At 40.5% G+C, this 16,760-nt stretch carries 19 protein-coding genes and 1 pseudogene; 13 read left to right on the top strand and 7 right to left on the bottom strand.

The window, feature by feature from the left end:
* The first annotated feature begins 1 nt into the window (after window position 1).
* The 5 genes and pseudogenes from DSY56_RS06235 to DSY56_RS12360 all read left to right on the top strand — a co-directional run bounded on the left by DSY56_RS06235 (window position 2) and on the right by DSY56_RS12360 (window position 3,520).
* Window positions 2-694, top strand: a complete 693-nt coding sequence (locus DSY56_RS06235) for a methionine ABC transporter permease (protein WP_000444647.1) — start codon at window positions 2-4, stop codon at window positions 692-694.
* A 131-nt stretch (window positions 695-825) separates the two neighbouring features.
* A complete protein-coding gene (locus tag DSY56_RS06240; protein WP_112444521.1) occupies window positions 826-1,695 on the top strand; it encodes a helix-turn-helix domain-containing protein in 870 nt (289 codons plus the stop codon).
* A gap of 185 nt (window positions 1,696-1,880) precedes the next feature.
* Entirely contained in the window at window positions 1,881-3,125 is a 1,245-nt protein-coding gene (locus DSY56_RS06245) for a transporter (protein WP_112444523.1), read from the top strand.
* Window positions 3,126-3,141: 16 nt separating this feature from the next.
* Window positions 3,142-3,366: pseudogene (locus DSY56_RS06250) on the top strand (hypothetical protein); the annotation flags it as partial.
* On the top strand, window positions 3,344-3,520 hold the full coding sequence (locus DSY56_RS12360; protein WP_160109915.1) for a hypothetical protein: 177 nt from the start codon (window positions 3,344-3,346) through the stop codon (window positions 3,518-3,520). The pseudogene DSY56_RS06250 and the gene DSY56_RS12360, both read left to right, overlap by 23 nt.
* Before the next feature lie 40 nt (window positions 3,521-3,560).
* On the opposite strand, the gene DSY56_RS06255 is transcribed toward DSY56_RS12360, so the two are convergent.
* Window positions 3,561-4,130, bottom strand: coding sequence for an MptD family putative ECF transporter S component (locus DSY56_RS06255; protein WP_112444527.1), 570 nt, complete (start codon window positions 4,128-4,130; stop codon window positions 3,561-3,563).
* Window positions 4,131-4,264: 134 nt separating this feature from the next.
* Between DSY56_RS06255 and DSY56_RS06260 the strand changes: the two genes are divergently transcribed.
* The 5 genes from DSY56_RS06260 to nrdI all read left to right on the top strand — a co-directional run bounded on the left by DSY56_RS06260 (window position 4,265) and on the right by nrdI (window position 8,967).
* The gene (locus DSY56_RS06260; protein WP_112444529.1) at window positions 4,265-4,879 is read left to right on the top strand and encodes a YesL family protein; all 615 of its coding nucleotides are present in this window, start codon (window positions 4,265-4,267) and stop codon (window positions 4,877-4,879) included.
* A complete protein-coding gene (locus tag DSY56_RS06265; protein WP_079251571.1) occupies window positions 4,857-6,527 on the top strand; it encodes a sensor histidine kinase in 1,671 nt (556 codons plus the stop codon). Before DSY56_RS06260 ends, DSY56_RS06265 begins: the two co-directional genes overlap by 23 nt.
* Before the next feature lie 11 nt (window positions 6,528-6,538).
* Entirely contained in the window at window positions 6,539-7,825 is a 1,287-nt protein-coding gene (locus DSY56_RS06270) for a response regulator transcription factor (protein ID WP_112444531.1), read from the top strand.
* A 60-nt stretch (window positions 7,826-7,885) separates the two neighbouring features.
* Window positions 7,886-8,419, top strand: coding sequence for an ABC transporter permease (locus tag DSY56_RS06275; RefSeq protein ID WP_112444533.1), 534 nt, complete (start codon window positions 7,886-7,888; stop codon window positions 8,417-8,419).
* Between the two features lie 77 nt (window positions 8,420-8,496).
* Window positions 8,497-8,967 carry a class Ib ribonucleoside-diphosphate reductase assembly flavoprotein NrdI gene (gene nrdI, locus DSY56_RS06280; protein WP_000849609.1) on the top strand — a complete coding sequence of 157 codons (471 nt, stop codon included), beginning with the start codon at window positions 8,497-8,499 and terminating at the stop codon, window positions 8,965-8,967.
* Between the two features lie 283 nt (window positions 8,968-9,250).
* On the opposite strand, the gene DSY56_RS06290 is transcribed toward nrdI, so the two are convergent.
* From DSY56_RS06290 to DSY56_RS06305, 4 genes are all read right to left on the bottom strand, one after another.
* Complete coding sequence (locus DSY56_RS06290) at window positions 9,251-10,513, bottom strand: NRAMP family divalent metal transporter (RefSeq protein ID WP_112444535.1); 1,263 nt, start codon at window positions 10,511-10,513, stop codon at window positions 9,251-9,253.
* A gap of 192 nt (window positions 10,514-10,705) precedes the next feature.
* The gene (locus tag DSY56_RS12365; RefSeq protein ID WP_234990557.1) at window positions 10,706-10,855 is read right to left on the bottom strand and encodes a hypothetical protein; all 150 of its coding nucleotides are present in this window, start codon (window positions 10,853-10,855) and stop codon (window positions 10,706-10,708) included.
* A gap of 71 nt (window positions 10,856-10,926) precedes the next feature.
* Window positions 10,927-11,385: a DUF3021 domain-containing protein gene (locus DSY56_RS06300; protein ID WP_112444537.1), complete on the bottom strand. Its 459-nt coding sequence runs from the start codon at window positions 11,383-11,385 to the stop codon at window positions 10,927-10,929.
* On the bottom strand, window positions 11,382-11,822 hold the full coding sequence (locus tag DSY56_RS06305; protein WP_112444539.1) for a LytTR family DNA-binding domain-containing protein: 441 nt from the start codon (window positions 11,820-11,822) through the stop codon (window positions 11,382-11,384). The genes DSY56_RS06300 and DSY56_RS06305 overlap by 4 nt, the downstream gene beginning before the upstream one ends.
* Before the next feature lie 310 nt (window positions 11,823-12,132).
* Between DSY56_RS06305 and mutL the strand changes: the two genes are divergently transcribed.
* From mutL to DSY56_RS06325, 3 genes are read left to right on the top strand one after another with little or no spacing between them, the layout of a single operon-like run.
* Window positions 12,133-14,082, top strand: a complete 1,950-nt coding sequence (mutL, locus tag DSY56_RS06315) for a DNA mismatch repair endonuclease MutL (RefSeq protein WP_112444543.1) — start codon at window positions 12,133-12,135, stop codon at window positions 14,080-14,082.
* 15 nt (window positions 14,083-14,097) lie between these two features.
* Window positions 14,098-14,691: a Holliday junction branch migration protein RuvA gene (ruvA, locus tag DSY56_RS06320; protein WP_112444545.1), complete on the top strand. Its 594-nt coding sequence runs from the start codon at window positions 14,098-14,100 to the stop codon at window positions 14,689-14,691.
* Window positions 14,692-14,700: 9 nt separating this feature from the next.
* A complete protein-coding gene (locus DSY56_RS06325) occupies window positions 14,701-15,264 on the top strand; it encodes a DNA-3-methyladenine glycosylase I (RefSeq protein WP_112444547.1) in 564 nt (187 codons plus the stop codon).
* A gap of 84 nt (window positions 15,265-15,348) precedes the next feature.
* Here the strand turns inward: DSY56_RS06325 and DSY56_RS06330 are convergent, their stop codons facing one another.
* On the bottom strand, window positions 15,349-15,612 hold the full coding sequence (locus tag DSY56_RS06330) for a SemiSWEET family transporter (protein ID WP_000166114.1): 264 nt from the start codon (window positions 15,610-15,612) through the stop codon (window positions 15,349-15,351).
* Window positions 15,613-15,717: 105 nt separating this feature from the next.
* Entirely contained in the window at window positions 15,718-16,752 is a 1,035-nt protein-coding gene (locus tag DSY56_RS06335) for a S66 family peptidase (RefSeq protein ID WP_112444549.1), read from the bottom strand.
* Window positions 16,753-16,760: the final 8 nt, after the last annotated feature.

Raw genomic sequence — 16,760 nt, forward strand, 5'->3', positions numbered from 1 at the left:
GATGGAATCATTGATTCAAACCTATTTGCCAAATGTCTATAAGATGGGCTGGGCTGGTCAAGCTGGCTGGGGGACAGCTATCTACTTGACTCTTTATATGACGGTTCTTTCCTTTATCATCGGAGGTTTCTTAGGACTGGTAGCAGGTCTCTTCCTTGTCTTGACAGCGCCAGGTGGTGTCTTGGAAAATAAAGTCGTTTTCTGGATTTTGGATAAGATTACCTCTATTTTCCGTGCGGTGCCATTTATCATTCTCTTGGCAGTCTTGTCACCCTTCTCTCATCTAATCGTAGGAACAAGCATTGGTCCAAATGCGGCTATCGTACCGCTATCTTTTGCAGTCTTTGCCTTCTTTGCCCGTCAGGTGCAGGTTGTCTTGGCTGAGCTAGATGGTGGTGTCATTGAGGCGGCTCAAGCGAGCGGAGCGACTTTCTGGGACATCGTGGGTGTTTACCTATCAGAAGGTCTTCCAGATTTGATCCGTGTGACAACTGTGACCTTGATTTCCCTTGTTGGGGAAACAGCTATGGCTGGTGCGGTTGGAGCTGGTGGTATCGGTAACGTGGCCATCGCTTATGGATTTAACCGCTATAATCACGATGTGACTATCTTGGCAACCATCATTATCATTTTGATTATCTTTGCGATCCAATTCTTGGGAGATTTCTTGACCAAAAAATTGAGCCATAAATAAAAAAGAGCTAGGCCATCTGTACATCAATTCATAGGAGTTGTCGTTATAGTCAAGACTTAAAATTCTCTGTACTAGCTGCTATCAACCGTTACTTTTAAGAGTAAGAGAGTTAAGAATTGTGGGGAGTCAATATGCAAAATCTGGGAGAAGTTTTTAAAGAATTGAGAAAGAGTCGGAATGTATCTCTACAGGAGGCGACGGGAGGAGAGTTTACTTATTCCATGCTAAGCAAATTTGAGCGTGGAGAAGCAGACTTATCATCTATGAAATTGATTACTGCCTTAGATAACATCCACTCTGATTTGAATGAATTTATGTACTTGGTACGTGTTTTTTCTCAGAAAAAGGTCCTGGCTTTTCAAGAAAATCTTTGGGATTTATATGACAGAGAAGGGATTGATTCTCTCCATTCCTTGTATGAAGAGACGACTCAAAAGTATAGATCAAGTGGTGAAACAAGCTATCTTTTACAAATGATTCGTCTCAAAAGCCTTCTCGTGTTTTTTGATTCAAACATAAGAGCAACGGATGAAGAACTGACTTTTCTCTATGACTATTTTTTTACTATTGACATCTGGGGAAATTATGAATTGGAACTATTTTCAACGATTTCTACTTTGTTTCCTCTGCCCCTCTATTTTAAATATTCTAGGGAGATGTTACAAAAGACGGATTTATTAGGCTCTTTACCTAGTAACAAAGCTGGTATTGATACCATTTTGATGAATGGACTTTTTAAAGCGATAGAGGAAAAGGATAAATTAAAAGCAGATTATTTTATCTTTCAGATTGAAAACCGCGATTTACCAGAATCTCAAGCTTATCTTAAAATCATTTATATGATTGCTAAAGGGTATTATGATACTAGTTTTAAAGTAGAAAATAAGGGTCTTGAAAAAATCCAGAGAGGCATTACAATCTTACAAGATTTAGAGTATGTAGATGGTGTAAGATACTATGAAAACTATTTTGCAAATCAGCTTTCAAATAAAGATTTGTAATATATTCTCGTTACATCGACTGATGAAAAATAAATAGGCTTGTAGATGGATTGATAATTAGCAATTTCTAGGCGCTAGAGTTTCTATTTTCAGAAAAAATATATTACAAAAAAGTGGGGAGTCCCGCTTTTTTTGTTAGACTGGTTTCAATAGAATACTCTTTGAAATATGGAGAAAGCCCTGTTATGAAACTATTCTTAAAACATCATTTATTTAGAATACTGACCTTATCAAGGTTTTTGAGCTCAAGTGGAGCTTATATTTATAATCTGGTATTTATCGTTTATGCTACGAGTCTACCCTTTAAAAATATAGCTGTATTTATGGCGAATATGATTACGATTTTACCTTTCCTATTTACTTTTTATGTTGGGATTAAGGCTGATCATACTCGGAATAAAGCAGGGACAATTATCTGGGTTGGTTGTGTGCAAAATCTGCTATTTCTTTTGATTGCTAGTGTGATTCATGATCCGAACTTCGTAACGTTTGCTGTTATCTGTATGGTTAATATCTGTTCAGATATTTTATCAGATTATACAGCAGGCCTTCGTATGCCGATTATCCAGCATAATATTTCGGAAGATAAGCTCTATGAAGCTTATTCCTTTACTCAGTTTGTCTCCTATTTATCAAATCTAGGAGGTCAAGCCTTAGGAGTGTGGTTACTCACAACCAGCCATCAAAATTTTTCTTTTGTTGCGATTGTGAATGCTGGTTTCTTTTTACTATCTTCTCTCATTTTGTTCAAAAATAGCAGAGAATTGACGTATTTGTCTGTAACGGTAGAGAATGAGCCTATTAGTTTACTTCAACAAGTTAAGGCAATCTATGCGGACATGGATAATATATTTAGACAGAGAGAAAGTAAATCTTTGTTTAAAATGATTCTTGTCATTTTGGTAATGAATACTTTGGGAGGGGCTGTTGGAGGTATTTATCACTTTTACTTATTAGACCATACTATCTATCATCTCAGCTATGCTCAAGCCCTATTTTTAATTGAATGTGTTAGCTTGGGAGGAGCTATTCTTGGTAGCCTAACTCCCCATGATTATTTTGGGAAATTGTCGTTTTCAAGTTTGCTATCGCTCAATGCAATTCTGTTTGTCTTGCTTGCTGCTACTAATATTTTAGATTTTTCTCCTCTAGTAGGTGTTGCTTGCTTAGCCTTTGTCATGTATTTGATGTCGAAATCAATGCCTAAATTAGATACTCTGTTACTGTCTAATTTGAGTGCGGATGTATTAGCTAGAAGTAATAATCTCTTGAGTATGATTTTTTCCCTAACATTACCCTTGGGGATGTCTGTATTTTCCTTCTTAGCTTTACAAGATATCAGACTTTGTTGGTGGGTGTTTTTGGTAGTGAGTGTGATAGGGTTGATTTTATCACTAGAAAAAAGAAGTTTTTCAGGTAAAAAATGTTAACCTAGGAAGCTAAGGCTTACTAGAAGATCTTCCAGATTTGATTCGTGTGACGACTGTGACCTTGATTTCCCTTGTTGGGGAAACAGCTATGGCTGGTGCGGTTGGAGCTGGTGGTATCGGTAACGTAGCCATCGCTTATGGATTTAACCGCTACAATCACGATAAAACTATCTTGGCAACCATCATTATCATTTTGATTATCTTTAAATTCATACTCAATGAAAATCAAAGAGCAAACTAGGAAACTAGCCGCAGGCTGCTCAAAACACTGTTTTGAGGTTGGAGATAAGACTGACAAAGTCAGTAACCATATATACGGCAAGGTGACGTTGACGTGGTTTGAAGAGATTTTCGAAGAGTATCAATTCTTGGGAGACTTCTTGACTAAGTCTTGAGCCATAAATAAAAAAGAGCCGCCTGGCTCTTTTTTAGTAATCAGATTTTCTGTGCAAATTTTTTACTCAAGGCTTGTCCAATCAAGGCACCAACTAGGGCTCCGATGACAATACTTGCGATAAATAGAAGGACAGTTCCAGGGTTTGGTGCAACCATGATACGGTCGATATATTCTTGGGATTTTCCTCTTGCTAGAAGGGTTGCCATATAGGCTTTGGGCGCAATCCACATAAGCAAGATTGGACCGGTTGAGCTAAAGGCAAAAATAAGGAAAGAAAGGAAGTTCTTTGTTTGGTTCTTGTATTTTCCGAGGCTAGCTACTCCATCTGCTAGCAGACCACAGATAATTCCAGGAAGGAAGGCACCAGCACCGTGTTTAGTTCCCAAGAAAAAGAGGGCGATGACAAGGCCGATAGTGGTAATGGATCCAAAGCGTGGAACTTTTGCGACCAGAATCATATAGACGCTACCGCCGACAAGGGCAGTAAAGGCAGGCGCATAAAACATGTTTCCAGTTTGGTCAAAGAGATTGCCCAAAAGGACACCAATCCCCATGCAGAGGAAGTAAAGAACTGCAAAAAGCAGTGTAGTTAAGATAGATTTTTTCATGAATCATCTCCTGATAATTTTTTCACAATTCTCATTTTACCATGGTTTGGTGGGATTGTAAATGGATACTAGAAGTTTTTGAAAACGCTTGAAATATGATATAATAGTTTCATAGTTATTTTTAGGAGGATATCATGGGGAGATTTTTAGATTTTGTCTTTAATCGTTTCTTTTTAGGGATGATTGCGACAGCCTTCTTTTGGCTATTAACTTTAGCAGGAGGGATTATCCTTGGTCTAGCGCCGGCTAGTGCCACCTTGATGAGCTTGTATGCAGAACATGGTTATAGCTTTCGGGAATACAGTTTGAAGGAGGCTTGGCCTCTTTATAAGCAAAATTTTGTCTCAAGCAACCTGATTTTCTATAGCTTTTTAGGAGTGGATTTAGTTTTGGTCTATGGCTTGTATCTCTTGGTTCAATTGCCTCATCAGACCATCGTTCATTTGATTGCGACCTTTTTTAATGTTCTAGTAGTTGCCCTGATCTTTTTGGCTTATACAGTATCTTTGAAATTACAAGTTTATTTTGACTTGTCTTATCGAAATAGTCTCAAACTATCCTTGATTGGCATCTTTATGAGTCTAGCAGCTGTGGCCAAGGTTCTCCTTGGAACCGTGCTACTTGTGGCAATTGGTTACTATATGCCTGCCCTGCTATTTTTTGTAGGAATTGGGATGTGGCATTTCTTTATCAGTGATATGTTGGAACCGGTCTATGAAAGTATTCATGAAAAATTGGCGACAAAGTAGGATGAAACAGTTTTGGCTACATACGCTTCTGCGAACCTACAGTTCAGTTATGATCATTATTATTGCGAGTTTTGCAATCTTACTCTCCTATGCTGACTGGGATTCACGGGAAAAGGAAGCCCAGAGAGTAGCCCAGCGTGTAACTGCTAGAACAGTGAGTGAAATTGAATATTACCATAGAGAGTCAACCCAAATAGCTCAGGCTTTAGTTGAAAATCAAGCTCGTATTGAGGGAATCTATAAATACTTTAGCCTTAGCATGCCAGACTATTTTTACTGGCAATTAGAGCGGAAAGCTTCGCCTTATGTATCGGTCTCTCTGCATGAAAATGTTGATGACCTCTATGTTCGAAATGATTTTGTAACTGGGGTGGCCATTGCTTTTCAAGATTACAAGGAAGTCTATGTTTCTACTAAAGACAAACGTAGTGGAGAAAAAATCAGGGCTGAGGATTTCAAACCAGCAGGAAATAGTTTTGCCATTCCGGTGTCAGATCCAGTGTCAGATCAAGACTTAGGAGTGATTTACATCTCCTTGGATCCTGCTGTTTTATACCATGCCATTGATAATACTAGAGGTCATACTCCGATGGCAGTAACAGTGACCTCACCTTTTGATACGGAGATTTTTCATATTGGTGAAACAGTTGATAAGGAGAGTGAAAATTGGCTAGTTGGCTTAACCTCTCATGGATATCAGGTTCAGGTGGCAGTTCCCAAAAACTTTGTTTTACAAGGAACAGTGACTAGCTCTGCTTTGATTGTGGGCTTGAGCCTTCTCTTTATTATCATTCTTTATCTGACTTTGAGGCAGACTTTTGCTAATTACCAAAAGCAGGTAGTGGATTTAGTAGAATCCATTCAAGTCATTGCTCAAGGCGAAGAGGGGCGTCGGATTGACATTTCCGAAAAAGATCAGGAATTACTCCTAATCGCGGAGACGACCAATGATATGTTGGATCGATTGGAAAAGAATATCCATGATATTTACCAGTTAGAGCTTAGTCAAAAAGATGCCAATATGCGAGCCCTGCAGGCGCAAATCAACCCTCATTTTATGTATAATACGCTGGAGTTCTTGCGCATGTATGCAGTTATGCAGAGTCAAGATGAGTTGGCAGATATCATTTATGAGTTCAGTAGTCTCTTGCGTAACAATATTTCTGACGAAAGAGAAACACTCCTCAAACAGGAATTGGAATTTTGCCGTAAATACAGCTATCTCTGCATGGTTCGCTATCCCAAGTCCATTGCCTATGGTTTCAAGATAGATCCAGAGTTAGAGAATATGAAGATTCCCAAGTTTACCTTGCAACCGCTGGTAGAAAACTATTTCGCGCATGGTGTTGACCACAGGCGGACAGATAATGTGATTAGCATCAAGGCTCTTAAACAGGATGGTTTTGTGGAAATTTTGGTGGTCGATAATGGTAGAGGAATGTCGGCTGAAAAGTTGGCAAATATCCGAGAAAAATTAAGTCAGAGATATTTTGAACACCAAGCCAGCTACAGTGATCAAAGGCAGTCTATCGGGATTGTCAATGTACACGAGCGTTTTGTGCTCTATTTTGGAGACCGCTATGCCATTACTATAGAGTCTGCAGAGCAAGCCGGTGTTCAGTATCGTATTACAATTCAAGATGAGTAGAAAGGGAGAAAATGTATAAAGTATTATTAGTAGATGATGAGTACATGGTGACAGAAGGTCTGAAGCGTTTGATTCCCTTTGATAAGTGGGATATGGAGGTCGTCGCAACAGCCAGTCATGCCGATGAAGCTCTAGAATATGTTCAGGAAAATCCTGTCGATGTCATCATTTCCGATGTCAATATGCCAGACAAAACAGGGCTTGATATGATTCGGGAGATGAAAGAGATCTTACCAGATGCTGCCTATATCCTGCTCTCAGGTTATCAGGAGTTTGATTATGTAAAAAGAGCAATGAACCTTAGTGTGGTGGACTATTTGGTCAAGCCTGTTGATAAGGTAGAGCTGGGAAATCTGCTGGAGAAGATTGCAGGTCAGCTCGGCGAGAGAGGGAAGAAAAGTCAGACTCTTAGTCAAGAATTAGACGAGGCTGGATTTGTTAGTTATTTAGGGGATAAGGAGAATTGGTGGATAGGTCTATCCAAGGAAAAACAAGGTTCCTTCACCATTCCCTACTATGTCTTGGGCCAGGACTGGCAGATTTTCATTTCTGACCAACCCCTAGATGGTTTAGTCGTTACACCTTTTGAAGCTCCTTATCAAGAACACTTTGAACGCTGGAAGCTGAATGCTGAGAAAACCCTCTTTTACGGTTCTGTAAATTTGCAGCAGTATGAGAGTCTCTTTGCCTATTACGAACCGATTTATAGGGTTATCATTCAGGGAAATCTCAATCAAATCGTAGAAGAGTTAAATCTCTTGGAGAAGGTAGTTCTTGAAAATACACCGCGTGTTCCGATTACCAAACAGCTTTTTATTCAGTTTGTCATGGATGTTTTCCATTTATTTGAGCATCTCAAAGCTGATGACCTGACAGACATCGTCAAAACCATTCATGCTATTCAATCCTTCGATGAATTGGTTTCTTATATCAAGGAAACTTTGACCAGCTTTTTCGGTCAATACCGTATGAATGAAAATGTGGTCAGTGTGCTGGAAGTCATTGGTCGTGATTACCAAAAAGAGCTTTCCCTCAAGGATATCAGTAAGGCCCTCTTTATCAATCCTGTCTATCTAGGGCAGTTGATTAAGCGAGAAACCGATTCGACCTTTACAGAGTTACTAAACAAACAACGTATTAAGGCTGCCCAGCAGCTCTTGCTTTCAACCAGTGACAGTATCGAAGATATTTGTTATGCTGTTGGTTACAGTAACCTTGGATATTTCTATAAAGTGTTCCGAAAATTGTGCGGAAAATCGCCAAAAGCCTACCGAAAACAGGTAGAAACGATACTGTAAGATTTGTATTCCTTTACAAAATGTGCTATAATAAAAATAATATTATTAGGAGGTTCTATCATGAAAAAGAAACCGATTTATCTATGGGTCTTGCTAATCTTGTCTGCCCTTATTTCAGCTATGTCTCTGTTTGGAATGTTGAGTCCCTTACCTAGCAAAGAAGCCCTTCGTGCTGCTCAGAAACAAGTTGCAGGGGTCAGTGCTCAGCAATTAGAAGACCAGCTTAATTACAACTATGGAGTAGCAGAAGCGTATCATTCTATTTTTAATATGGCCCTGATTGTGCTATCTGTTATTTTAGTGGTCGTAGCGATTGTCTTCCTTATTCGTAAGAATTTGCAATATGCAAACTATACTTACGTTGGCTATGTTTTGTTAGCTATTATCGGTTCGATTTATGGCTATGTTGGTTTACAGGACGCTGTGCAGTTGGTTCAAGATGAGACCATGCGTTTGACAATGAGTATTGGTTCAAAAGCTGTCAGCATTTTCTATATCGTCATCAATATTCTCTTCCTAGCTCTTGTCTTCTATAAGATGTGGCGACAACAGAAAGCCTTGGCAGAAGAAGAGGAAGCAGAAAATCTTGCCTAAGTATTGACAAAAAAGAACTATCAAGATACAATCTTGGTAGTTCTTTTTCGATTAAAAATAAAATCATGGAGGTACATATGAAGACAATTTCTTTAGTTTATATTAGTTTGAGTGGCAACACTGAAAGTTTTGTGACGCGCTTGAAAGATTATCTCTTGTCCCAGTACGAGGGAATTGAGGTTCAAAAGATTCATATCAAGGATTTGGTCAAGGAAGGTAAAAATTTCTATGAGATGGACCATCCCTATGTCGCTTTTTTGCCGACCTATCTCGAAGGTGGGAATGGCGTTGATAACGGAGATGTCGAGATCTTGACGACACCCGTTGGGGATTTTATCGCCTATGGTGACAATGCTAGTAAGTGTTTTGGTGTAGTTGGCTCAGGAAATCGTAACTTTAATAACCAATACTGCCTGACAGCTAAGCAATACAGTCAACGCTTTGGTTTCCCTGTATTGGCTGACTTTGAAATGCGAGGCATGCTGGAAGATATCAAACGTGTCGCAGCGATTATCGCAGATTTGTATGAGTTGGAAAAGGAGAATTAAAGTCAATATAAGAGGCGCTTGGGATTTTTCAACTGTTTTTGAGTATAAACAGTCTTTGAGAACGTAAAAAAGCATAAGTTCAGGTCTTCAAAACCTTGTTCTTATGCTTTTTATCATAGAAATATTTGCTGCATTTTCTCTTGAAATGAAACCTTATACTCAATGAAAATCAAAGAGCAAACTAGGAAACTAGCCGCAGGCTGTACTTGAGTACGGCAAGGCGACGTTGACGTGGTTTGAATTTGATTTGCGAAGAGTATTATCTTCATCTCGCGCTTGTCAGTTAACCTGCTTTTCCGATTGCGAGTGCGTAGATAAAGAAGATGGCGAAGCCAAAGAGGAAAATCAATCCTGCAATGGCAAGGTGTTTGAGCCAAGAAGGAAGATTTTTGTTTTCACGCGTTACCAAGGCGTAGTTTAAAAGAGCGAAGAATGGTGTTGTCAGGAAAGAACCAATCATGGCAAAGCGGAGCATGGTTGACACCTGACCAGCGAAGAACTTGATAATGACGATACCGATGATAGCAGTGATGGTCATCCAGATATTCAAAGATTTACTACTGTCTTCTTTTTGACTGATTAGCAGTCGGAGAGATTCCTGATTGACACGAGAGTAACCATCGATAACAGTAATAACTGTTCCAAAGATACACAGGAAGGCAATAAAGGTAATCAAGTAACGGGACCATTCGCCAAGAACAGAGGCATACATGCCCACGAATTGAGAGATGTATTTGGCTGAAGCAGCTTCAACTGCTTGCCCTGTAGGATATTGAATCAATGCTCCCAGTGCTACAAAGAACACAGCTAGGATAGCTGTTCCAATGTAACCAACGTTAAAGTCAAATAGAGCGTCCTCGGTGTTAAAGTTGACGGTCTTTTTCTTTTCAGCAGACCAAAGTGAATTGATAGCTGAAATTTCAATAGGAGCCGGCATCCACCCTAGGAGGGAGACGATGAAGGGTAGAGCTGCCATTTGCCAAGGTGTTTTCTCGACAAAATCAGAGCTGTATTCGGGATGCTTGACCGCCGCGATGATAACTGCAAGAACAGTTGCAATGGTCAAAGCTGACATGATCCATTTTGCCATGCCGTCTAAGAGTTTGTAGCCTCCAAAGAGTAACATAGCCCAAATGATTGCAACGAGAATGAGGGACCACTGAGTGATGCTAAGACCGATCATTGGGAAGGCACTGGCGATGATAGCTGAGCACAGAATAGCGACACCAGCTGTGTTGACCATAGCCGAAAAGACATTTAGGATAAAGAAAATCCAGAGATAGAGTTTTCCTTTTTCGGCATAACCTTCAACCAAAGTCTTTCCAGTATCAGCTGTGTATTCAGCACCAAAACGGAAAAATGGATATTTAAAGACATTGGCTAAGATGACCAAGAGGAGTAGCGACCACCCATAAGAACCACCAGCTTGAGTGGAAGATACAATGTGAGAACCTCCAACAGCAGCAGAAGCCATTAGGATTCCAGGTCCCATTGCTTTTAGCTTGCTTGCCCAGGTTGATTGATTTAAGGAAATAGCTTGTGACATGATAAATACTCCTTTTTGAATTTTCAGAATAATCTGGATATGTAATCTATATTCTACAAAAAACTTTGGGAAAATGCAAGAATATTTTGAAAAAAGATAGAAAATTACAGAAAATTTACAAAGAAGATCTGAAAATAACTGCTATGATAGTAATACTCTTCGAAAATCTCTTCAAACCACGTCAGCGTCGTCTTACTGTAGGTATGTGATACTGACTTCGTCAGTTCTATCTGCAACCTCAAAACGGTGTTTTGAGCTGACTTCGTCAGTCTTATCTGCAACCTCAAAACAATGTTTTGAGCAACCTGCGGATAGCTTCCTAGTTTGCTCTTTGATTTTCATTGAGTATAAGGTGCAGCAGGATAAAGAAAAACCGAGAAGTTTCTTTCTCGGATTTGCTTATTATGAGGTTCCTATTTTCTATGCTCCAAGAGTTGATTGATATGGTCTACTTTTTTAGCTTCTCTTTTATAGAGAATAGCCCAGATGATGAGGTAGACAATCGCAAACTCGATAATGAGCTGGAGATAGAAGATCCAGTGAAAAGGAAACCAACCTGCCAGAGTTGCTAGTGGGACAAAGCCAGCCAGCATAAGGAAGAAATGGGAAAGCGTCGCACGGAGCATGCTCCAGTCACGGCTGAATAATCGTTTACCAAAGTTGAAGAGAATACCGATAGCTGCCCAAATCAGTGTGCAGTAGAGCAAGACCAGGGCACCGTGAACCTGATGCTGAGCCATCACTTGGCCGATGAGAGAGTAGGGATTTAGTGGGGTATAAGTACTCGGTGCATAAATGAGTGAAAAGATGATAGAGAGGATGAGGCCGATGAGGACACCAGTAGTTGCGTCGTGGAAGATTTGTTTTTTCATAGTTCTAATTTCTCCTTGATGGTTTTTAGGTAACGGCGTGAAGAGTAGGTGAAGCTTTCGTTTTTCAAGAAAATTTCTACTAGGCCGTTGGGGGTGAGCTTGAGATGAGAGATGGAATCGATATTGATGATTTCTGATTGGGAAATTTGGATAAAATTGGTCGGCAGAACTTCAAGGACCTGATAGAGTCGTAAGTCAATGGTGTAGGTCTGACTCGCGGTTTCTGCTAGAACCTTCCGATTCTCGATATAGAAGCGTTGAATCTTGCTAATCTCAACGAGATAGACCTGATTATCGATTTTCCCTTTGATTTTTTCTGTTAGATCCAGATTTTCTGCGAACTCGATGACTTTCTGGACTTTATCTGTCGGCTGAGGTGCTTGGACAATCAGCTTTTCCTCCTTGTAAGTTTCACTAATCTGTAGTTCTACTTTCATAAATTTCTCTCCTTGTTTTTTATACAAAATTAATCTCACTTCTTGTACACCTTTATTAATACTCCTCAAAAATCAAATTCAAACCACGTCAGCGCCGTCTTGCCGTACTAAAGTACTGTCTGCGCCTAGCTTTCTAGTTTGCTCTTTGATTTTTATTGAGTATACCACTATTTTACTCCCCCTGGCAAGGGATCTTGTCTATGTGGAGGGATTTGTATCCTATGTGGTGGAGCTTTTCTGTCCTATCTGAAATGTGGTATAATAGCACTAATCAATTTCTAGGAAAATAGATACAGAAAGGGGCTGAAAGATGTCTCATATTATTGAATTGCCAGAGGTGCTGGCAAACCAGATTGCAGCTGGAGAGGTTATCGAGCGTCCAGCTAGCGTTGTTAAGGAGCTGGTAGAAAATGCTATTGACGCGGGCTCTAGTCAGATTATCATTGAGATTGAGGAGGCTGGTCTCAAGAAGATTCAAATTACAGATAATGGTCATGGAATTGCCCACGATGAGGTAGAGCTGGCTTTGCGTCGCCATGCGACCAGTAAGATAAAAAATCAAGCAGACCTCTTTCGGATTCGGACGCTTGGTTTTCGTGGTGAAGCCTTGCCTTCTATCGCATCCGTCAGCGTTTTAACTCTTTTGACAGCAGTTGAGGGCGCAAGTCATGGAACCAAATTAGTTGCGCGTGGGGGTGAAGTTGAGGAAGTCATCCCGGCGACTAGTCCTGTGGGGACCAAAGTTTGTGTGGAGGACCTCTTTTTCAACACGCCTGCCCGCCTCAAGTATATGAAGAGTCAGCAAGCGGAGCTGTCTCATATCATTGATATTGTCAACCGTCTGGGCTTGGCCCATCCTGAGATTTCGTTTAGTTTGATCAGTGATGGCAAGGAAATGACGCGGACAGCAGGTACTGGTCAACTGCGCCAAGCTATCGCAGGGATTTACGGTTTGGCGAGTGCTAAGAAGATGATTGAAATTGAGAACTCTGACTTAGATTTCGAAATTTCTGGTTTTGTGTCCTTGCCTGAGTTAACTAGAGCCAACCGCAACTATATCAGTCTCTTCATCAATGGCCGTTATATCAAGAATTTCCTACTCAATCGTGCTATTCTTGACGGCTATGGTAGTAAGCTCATGGTAGGCCGTTTTCCACTGGCTGTCATTCACATCCATATAGACCCTTATCTAGCGGATGTCAATGTGCATCCAACCAAGCAAGAGGTGCGGATTTCCAAGGAAAAAGAACTGATGACGCTGGTCTCAGAAGCTATTTCCAATAGTCTTAAGGAGCAAACTTTGATACCTGATGCCTTGGAAAATCTTGCCAAATCGACCGTGCGCAATCGTGAGAAGGTGGAGCAAACTATTCTTCCACTCAAAGAAAATACGCTCTACTATGAGAAAACAGAGCCGATAAGATCTAGTCAATCTGAGGTGGCTGATTATCAGGTGGAATTGACTGAGGAAGGACAAGACTTGACCTTGTTTGCCAAGGAAACCGTGGATCAGCTGACCAAGCCAGCAAAACTGCATTTTGCAGAGAGAAAGCCTGCTAATTATGACCAACTAGACCATCCAGAGTTAGATTTAGCCAGTCTTGATAAGGCCTATGATAAGCTGGAGCAAGAAGAATCATCCAGCTTCCCAGAGTTGGAATTTTTCGGACAGATGCATGGAACCTATCTCTTTGCCCAAGGGCGAGATGGCCTCTACATCATAGACCAACATGCAGCTCAGGAACGGGTTAAATATGAGGAATATCGTGAAAGCATTGGCAATGTTGACCAGAGCCAGCAACAACTCCTAGTGCCCTATATATTTGAATTTCCTGCAGATGATGCCCTGCGTCTCAAGGAAAGAATGCCTCTTTTAGAGGAAGTGGGCGTCTTCCTAGCAGAGTATGGAGAAAATCAATTTATCCTACGTGAACATCCTATTTGGATGGCAGAAGAAGAGATTGAATCAGGCATCTATGAGATGTGTGACATGCTCCTTTTGACTAAGGAAGTTTCTATCAAGAAATACCGAGCAGAGCTGGCTATCATGATGTCCTGCAAGAGATCTATCAAGGCTAACCATCGTATCGATGACCATTCAGCTAGACAACTCCTCTATCAGCTTTCTCAATGTGACAATCCCTATAACTGTCCTCATGGACGCCCTGTTTTGGTGCATTTTACCAAGTCGGATATGGAAAAGATGTTCCGACGCATTCAGGAAAATCACACCAGCCTCCGTGAGTTGGGGAAATATTAAACAAAAAGGAAAACTATGTACGAATATCTAAAAGGAATTATTACCAAAATCACTGCCAAATACATTGTCCTTGAAACTAACGGTATTGGTTATATCCTGCATGTGCCCAATCCTTATGCCTATTCAGGTCAGGTTAATCAAGAGGCTCAGATTTATGTGCATCAGGTCGTGCGTGAGGACGCTCATCTGCTTTATGGATTTCGCTCAGAAGACGAGAAAAAGCTCTTTCTCAGTCTGATTTCGGTATCTGGGATTGGTCCTGTATCAGCTCTTGCTATTATCGCTGCTGATGACAATGCTGGCTTGGTTCAAGCCATTGAAACCAAGAATATCACCTACTTGACCAAGTTCCCTAAAATTGGCAAGAAAACAGCCCAGCAGATGGTGCTGGACTTGGAAGGCAAGGTAGTAGTTGCAGGAGATGACCTTCCTGCCAAGGTGGCAGTGCAAGCTAGTGCTGAAAACCAAGAATTGGAAGAGGCTATGGAGGCCATGTTGGCACTGGGCTACAAGGCAACAGAACTCAAGAAAATCAAGAAATTCTTTGAAGGAACGACAGATACAGCTGAGAACTATATCAAGTCGGCCCTTAAAATGTTGGTCAAATAGGAGCAGAGTATGACAAAACGTTGTTCGTGGGTCAAGATGACCAATCCGCTCTACATCGCCTATCATGATGAGGAGTGGGGGCAGCCCCTCCATGATGACCAAGCATTGTTTGAGTTGTTGTGTATGGAAACCTATCAGGCAGGCCTGTCTTGGGAAACGGTGCTCAACAAACGTCAAGCTTTCAGAGAAGCATTTCATGGCTATCAAATTCAAGCAGTCGCAGAGATGATCGATACCGAATTGGAAGCCTTGCTGGATAATCCAGCCATCATCCGAAATAGAGCCAAGATTTTTGCTACACGCGCTAACGCCCAAGCCTTTCTACGACTACAGGCAGAGTACGGCTCTTTTGATACCTATCTTTGGTCTTTTGTTGAGGGGAAAACTGTCGTTAACGATATTCCTGATTATCGCCAAGCCCCAGCTAAAACACCTTTGTCTGAGAAATTAGCCAAAGATCTCAAAAAACGAGGCTTCAAGTTCACAGGCCCAGTCGCCGTCTTGTCTTTTCTACAGGCTGCAGGCCTGGTTGATGACCACGAGAATGATTGTGAGTGGAAAAGCAGGAATTAGTGTGTACAGGTAACTAGCATATCTGAGAATATAGAAAAAAGCTGAGAAATTTTTCCCAGCTTTTTATATATACTATTAGATTTGTTAGAGTGAAGTCAAAAAAGTGATTCCACCTAAAATAACACCAGCTGAATTTGGAATGATTAGTATCCAATCCTTCTTAGGTTCCTTTGTCCATCCATAAATAACCCAGATTAAGCAAGATATAGCAGCTGATAAAGGTTGAAATGGTTGAGCTTTATTTCCCTGTAAATTAGCGATAATTTGAGGTATGTAGGCAATAAATACTATAATTCCAATAAAGGCACCAATAGAACCTACGATTCGATTAATTTTTTGTTTTGTCATATACACCTCCTTCAAAAGGATAACATAGAAATTAGCGAAATGCAATAAATTCAGATACAAATTGTAACGAAAACGAATACAAAAGCACAAAAATAGAGAAACTATTTATTTTTTGTTATAGTCAAAGCGGATGACTTGCTCCTGTGCATCTACATGAGCATGGACCCCAAAGGGTACAATTGCTCTTGGAGTTGCGTGGCCGACATTTAGATTATAGATAATCGGGATATTGCTGTCAATAATATTCAATAGTGCCTCTTTATAGTCGTCATAGAAAGTTTCATCCATAGGTTTTCCGACCAGGAGTCCACTGATAGCCTCGAACATACCAGTGTTCTTTAAAGTCTGCAACATCTTTTTGAAGTATTCTGGCTCAGGCTTTTCTTCGCTTGTTTCTAGCAAGAGGATTTTTCCTTCCCAGTCTGACAAGTCAGGGAAAAGTTTGTATTTTTGGCAGAGCTCCGTGCTATCTGCGTATCGAGAGTTGTCAAAGATATCGTAGAGGGATTCGAGGCAACCACCGAGGATTTTCCCCTCGAACTGTGCATTTCCTTGCAACAACTCAAAACCGGTATTTGCATGACTGACACGAGGTGTTCCCAGAGCCTTAGAACTAAAATCAGTTCGTTCCTCATACCAAACATTGCTAGGGCGTATTTCTGAGATTCTTCCCGTCTCAATCAATTCTTTAAAGTAGTGAAGGCTATAGGTTAGCATTTCTTTGTCTAATTCACAAATGTCTGCTAAGAAGGATTGACCATAAAAAGTCTTGATTCCTAATTTATGCAACATGAGATGGTTCATGGTTGTATCCGAGAAGCCAAGAAAAATTTTTTGTTTGATAACCTTTGGGAGTTGGTCATTTTCAAAAAGATAAGGTAGTAAGCGATAGGTATCGTCTCCACCGATGGCGCATAGGATTATGTCGATGCTATCATCAGAAAAGGCATGAATCAAATCCTCTGCACGCGCTTCAGGATGATTCTTAATAAAGTCTAATCCTTTTAGCGAATGGGGCAAAAAGATAGAATTGAGTCCCAGGTCCTTGAGACGTTGGACACCTAAGTCCACTTCGTGTTTGACAAAGTCCTCTCCGATAATGCCACTAGATAAACTAACAATACCAATAGTAGAAATCATATTTTATC

It is taken from the genome of Streptococcus sp. 596553, assembly GCF_900411395.1.
GTDB lineage: Bacteria > Bacillota > Bacilli > Lactobacillales > Streptococcaceae > Streptococcus > Streptococcus mitis_BA.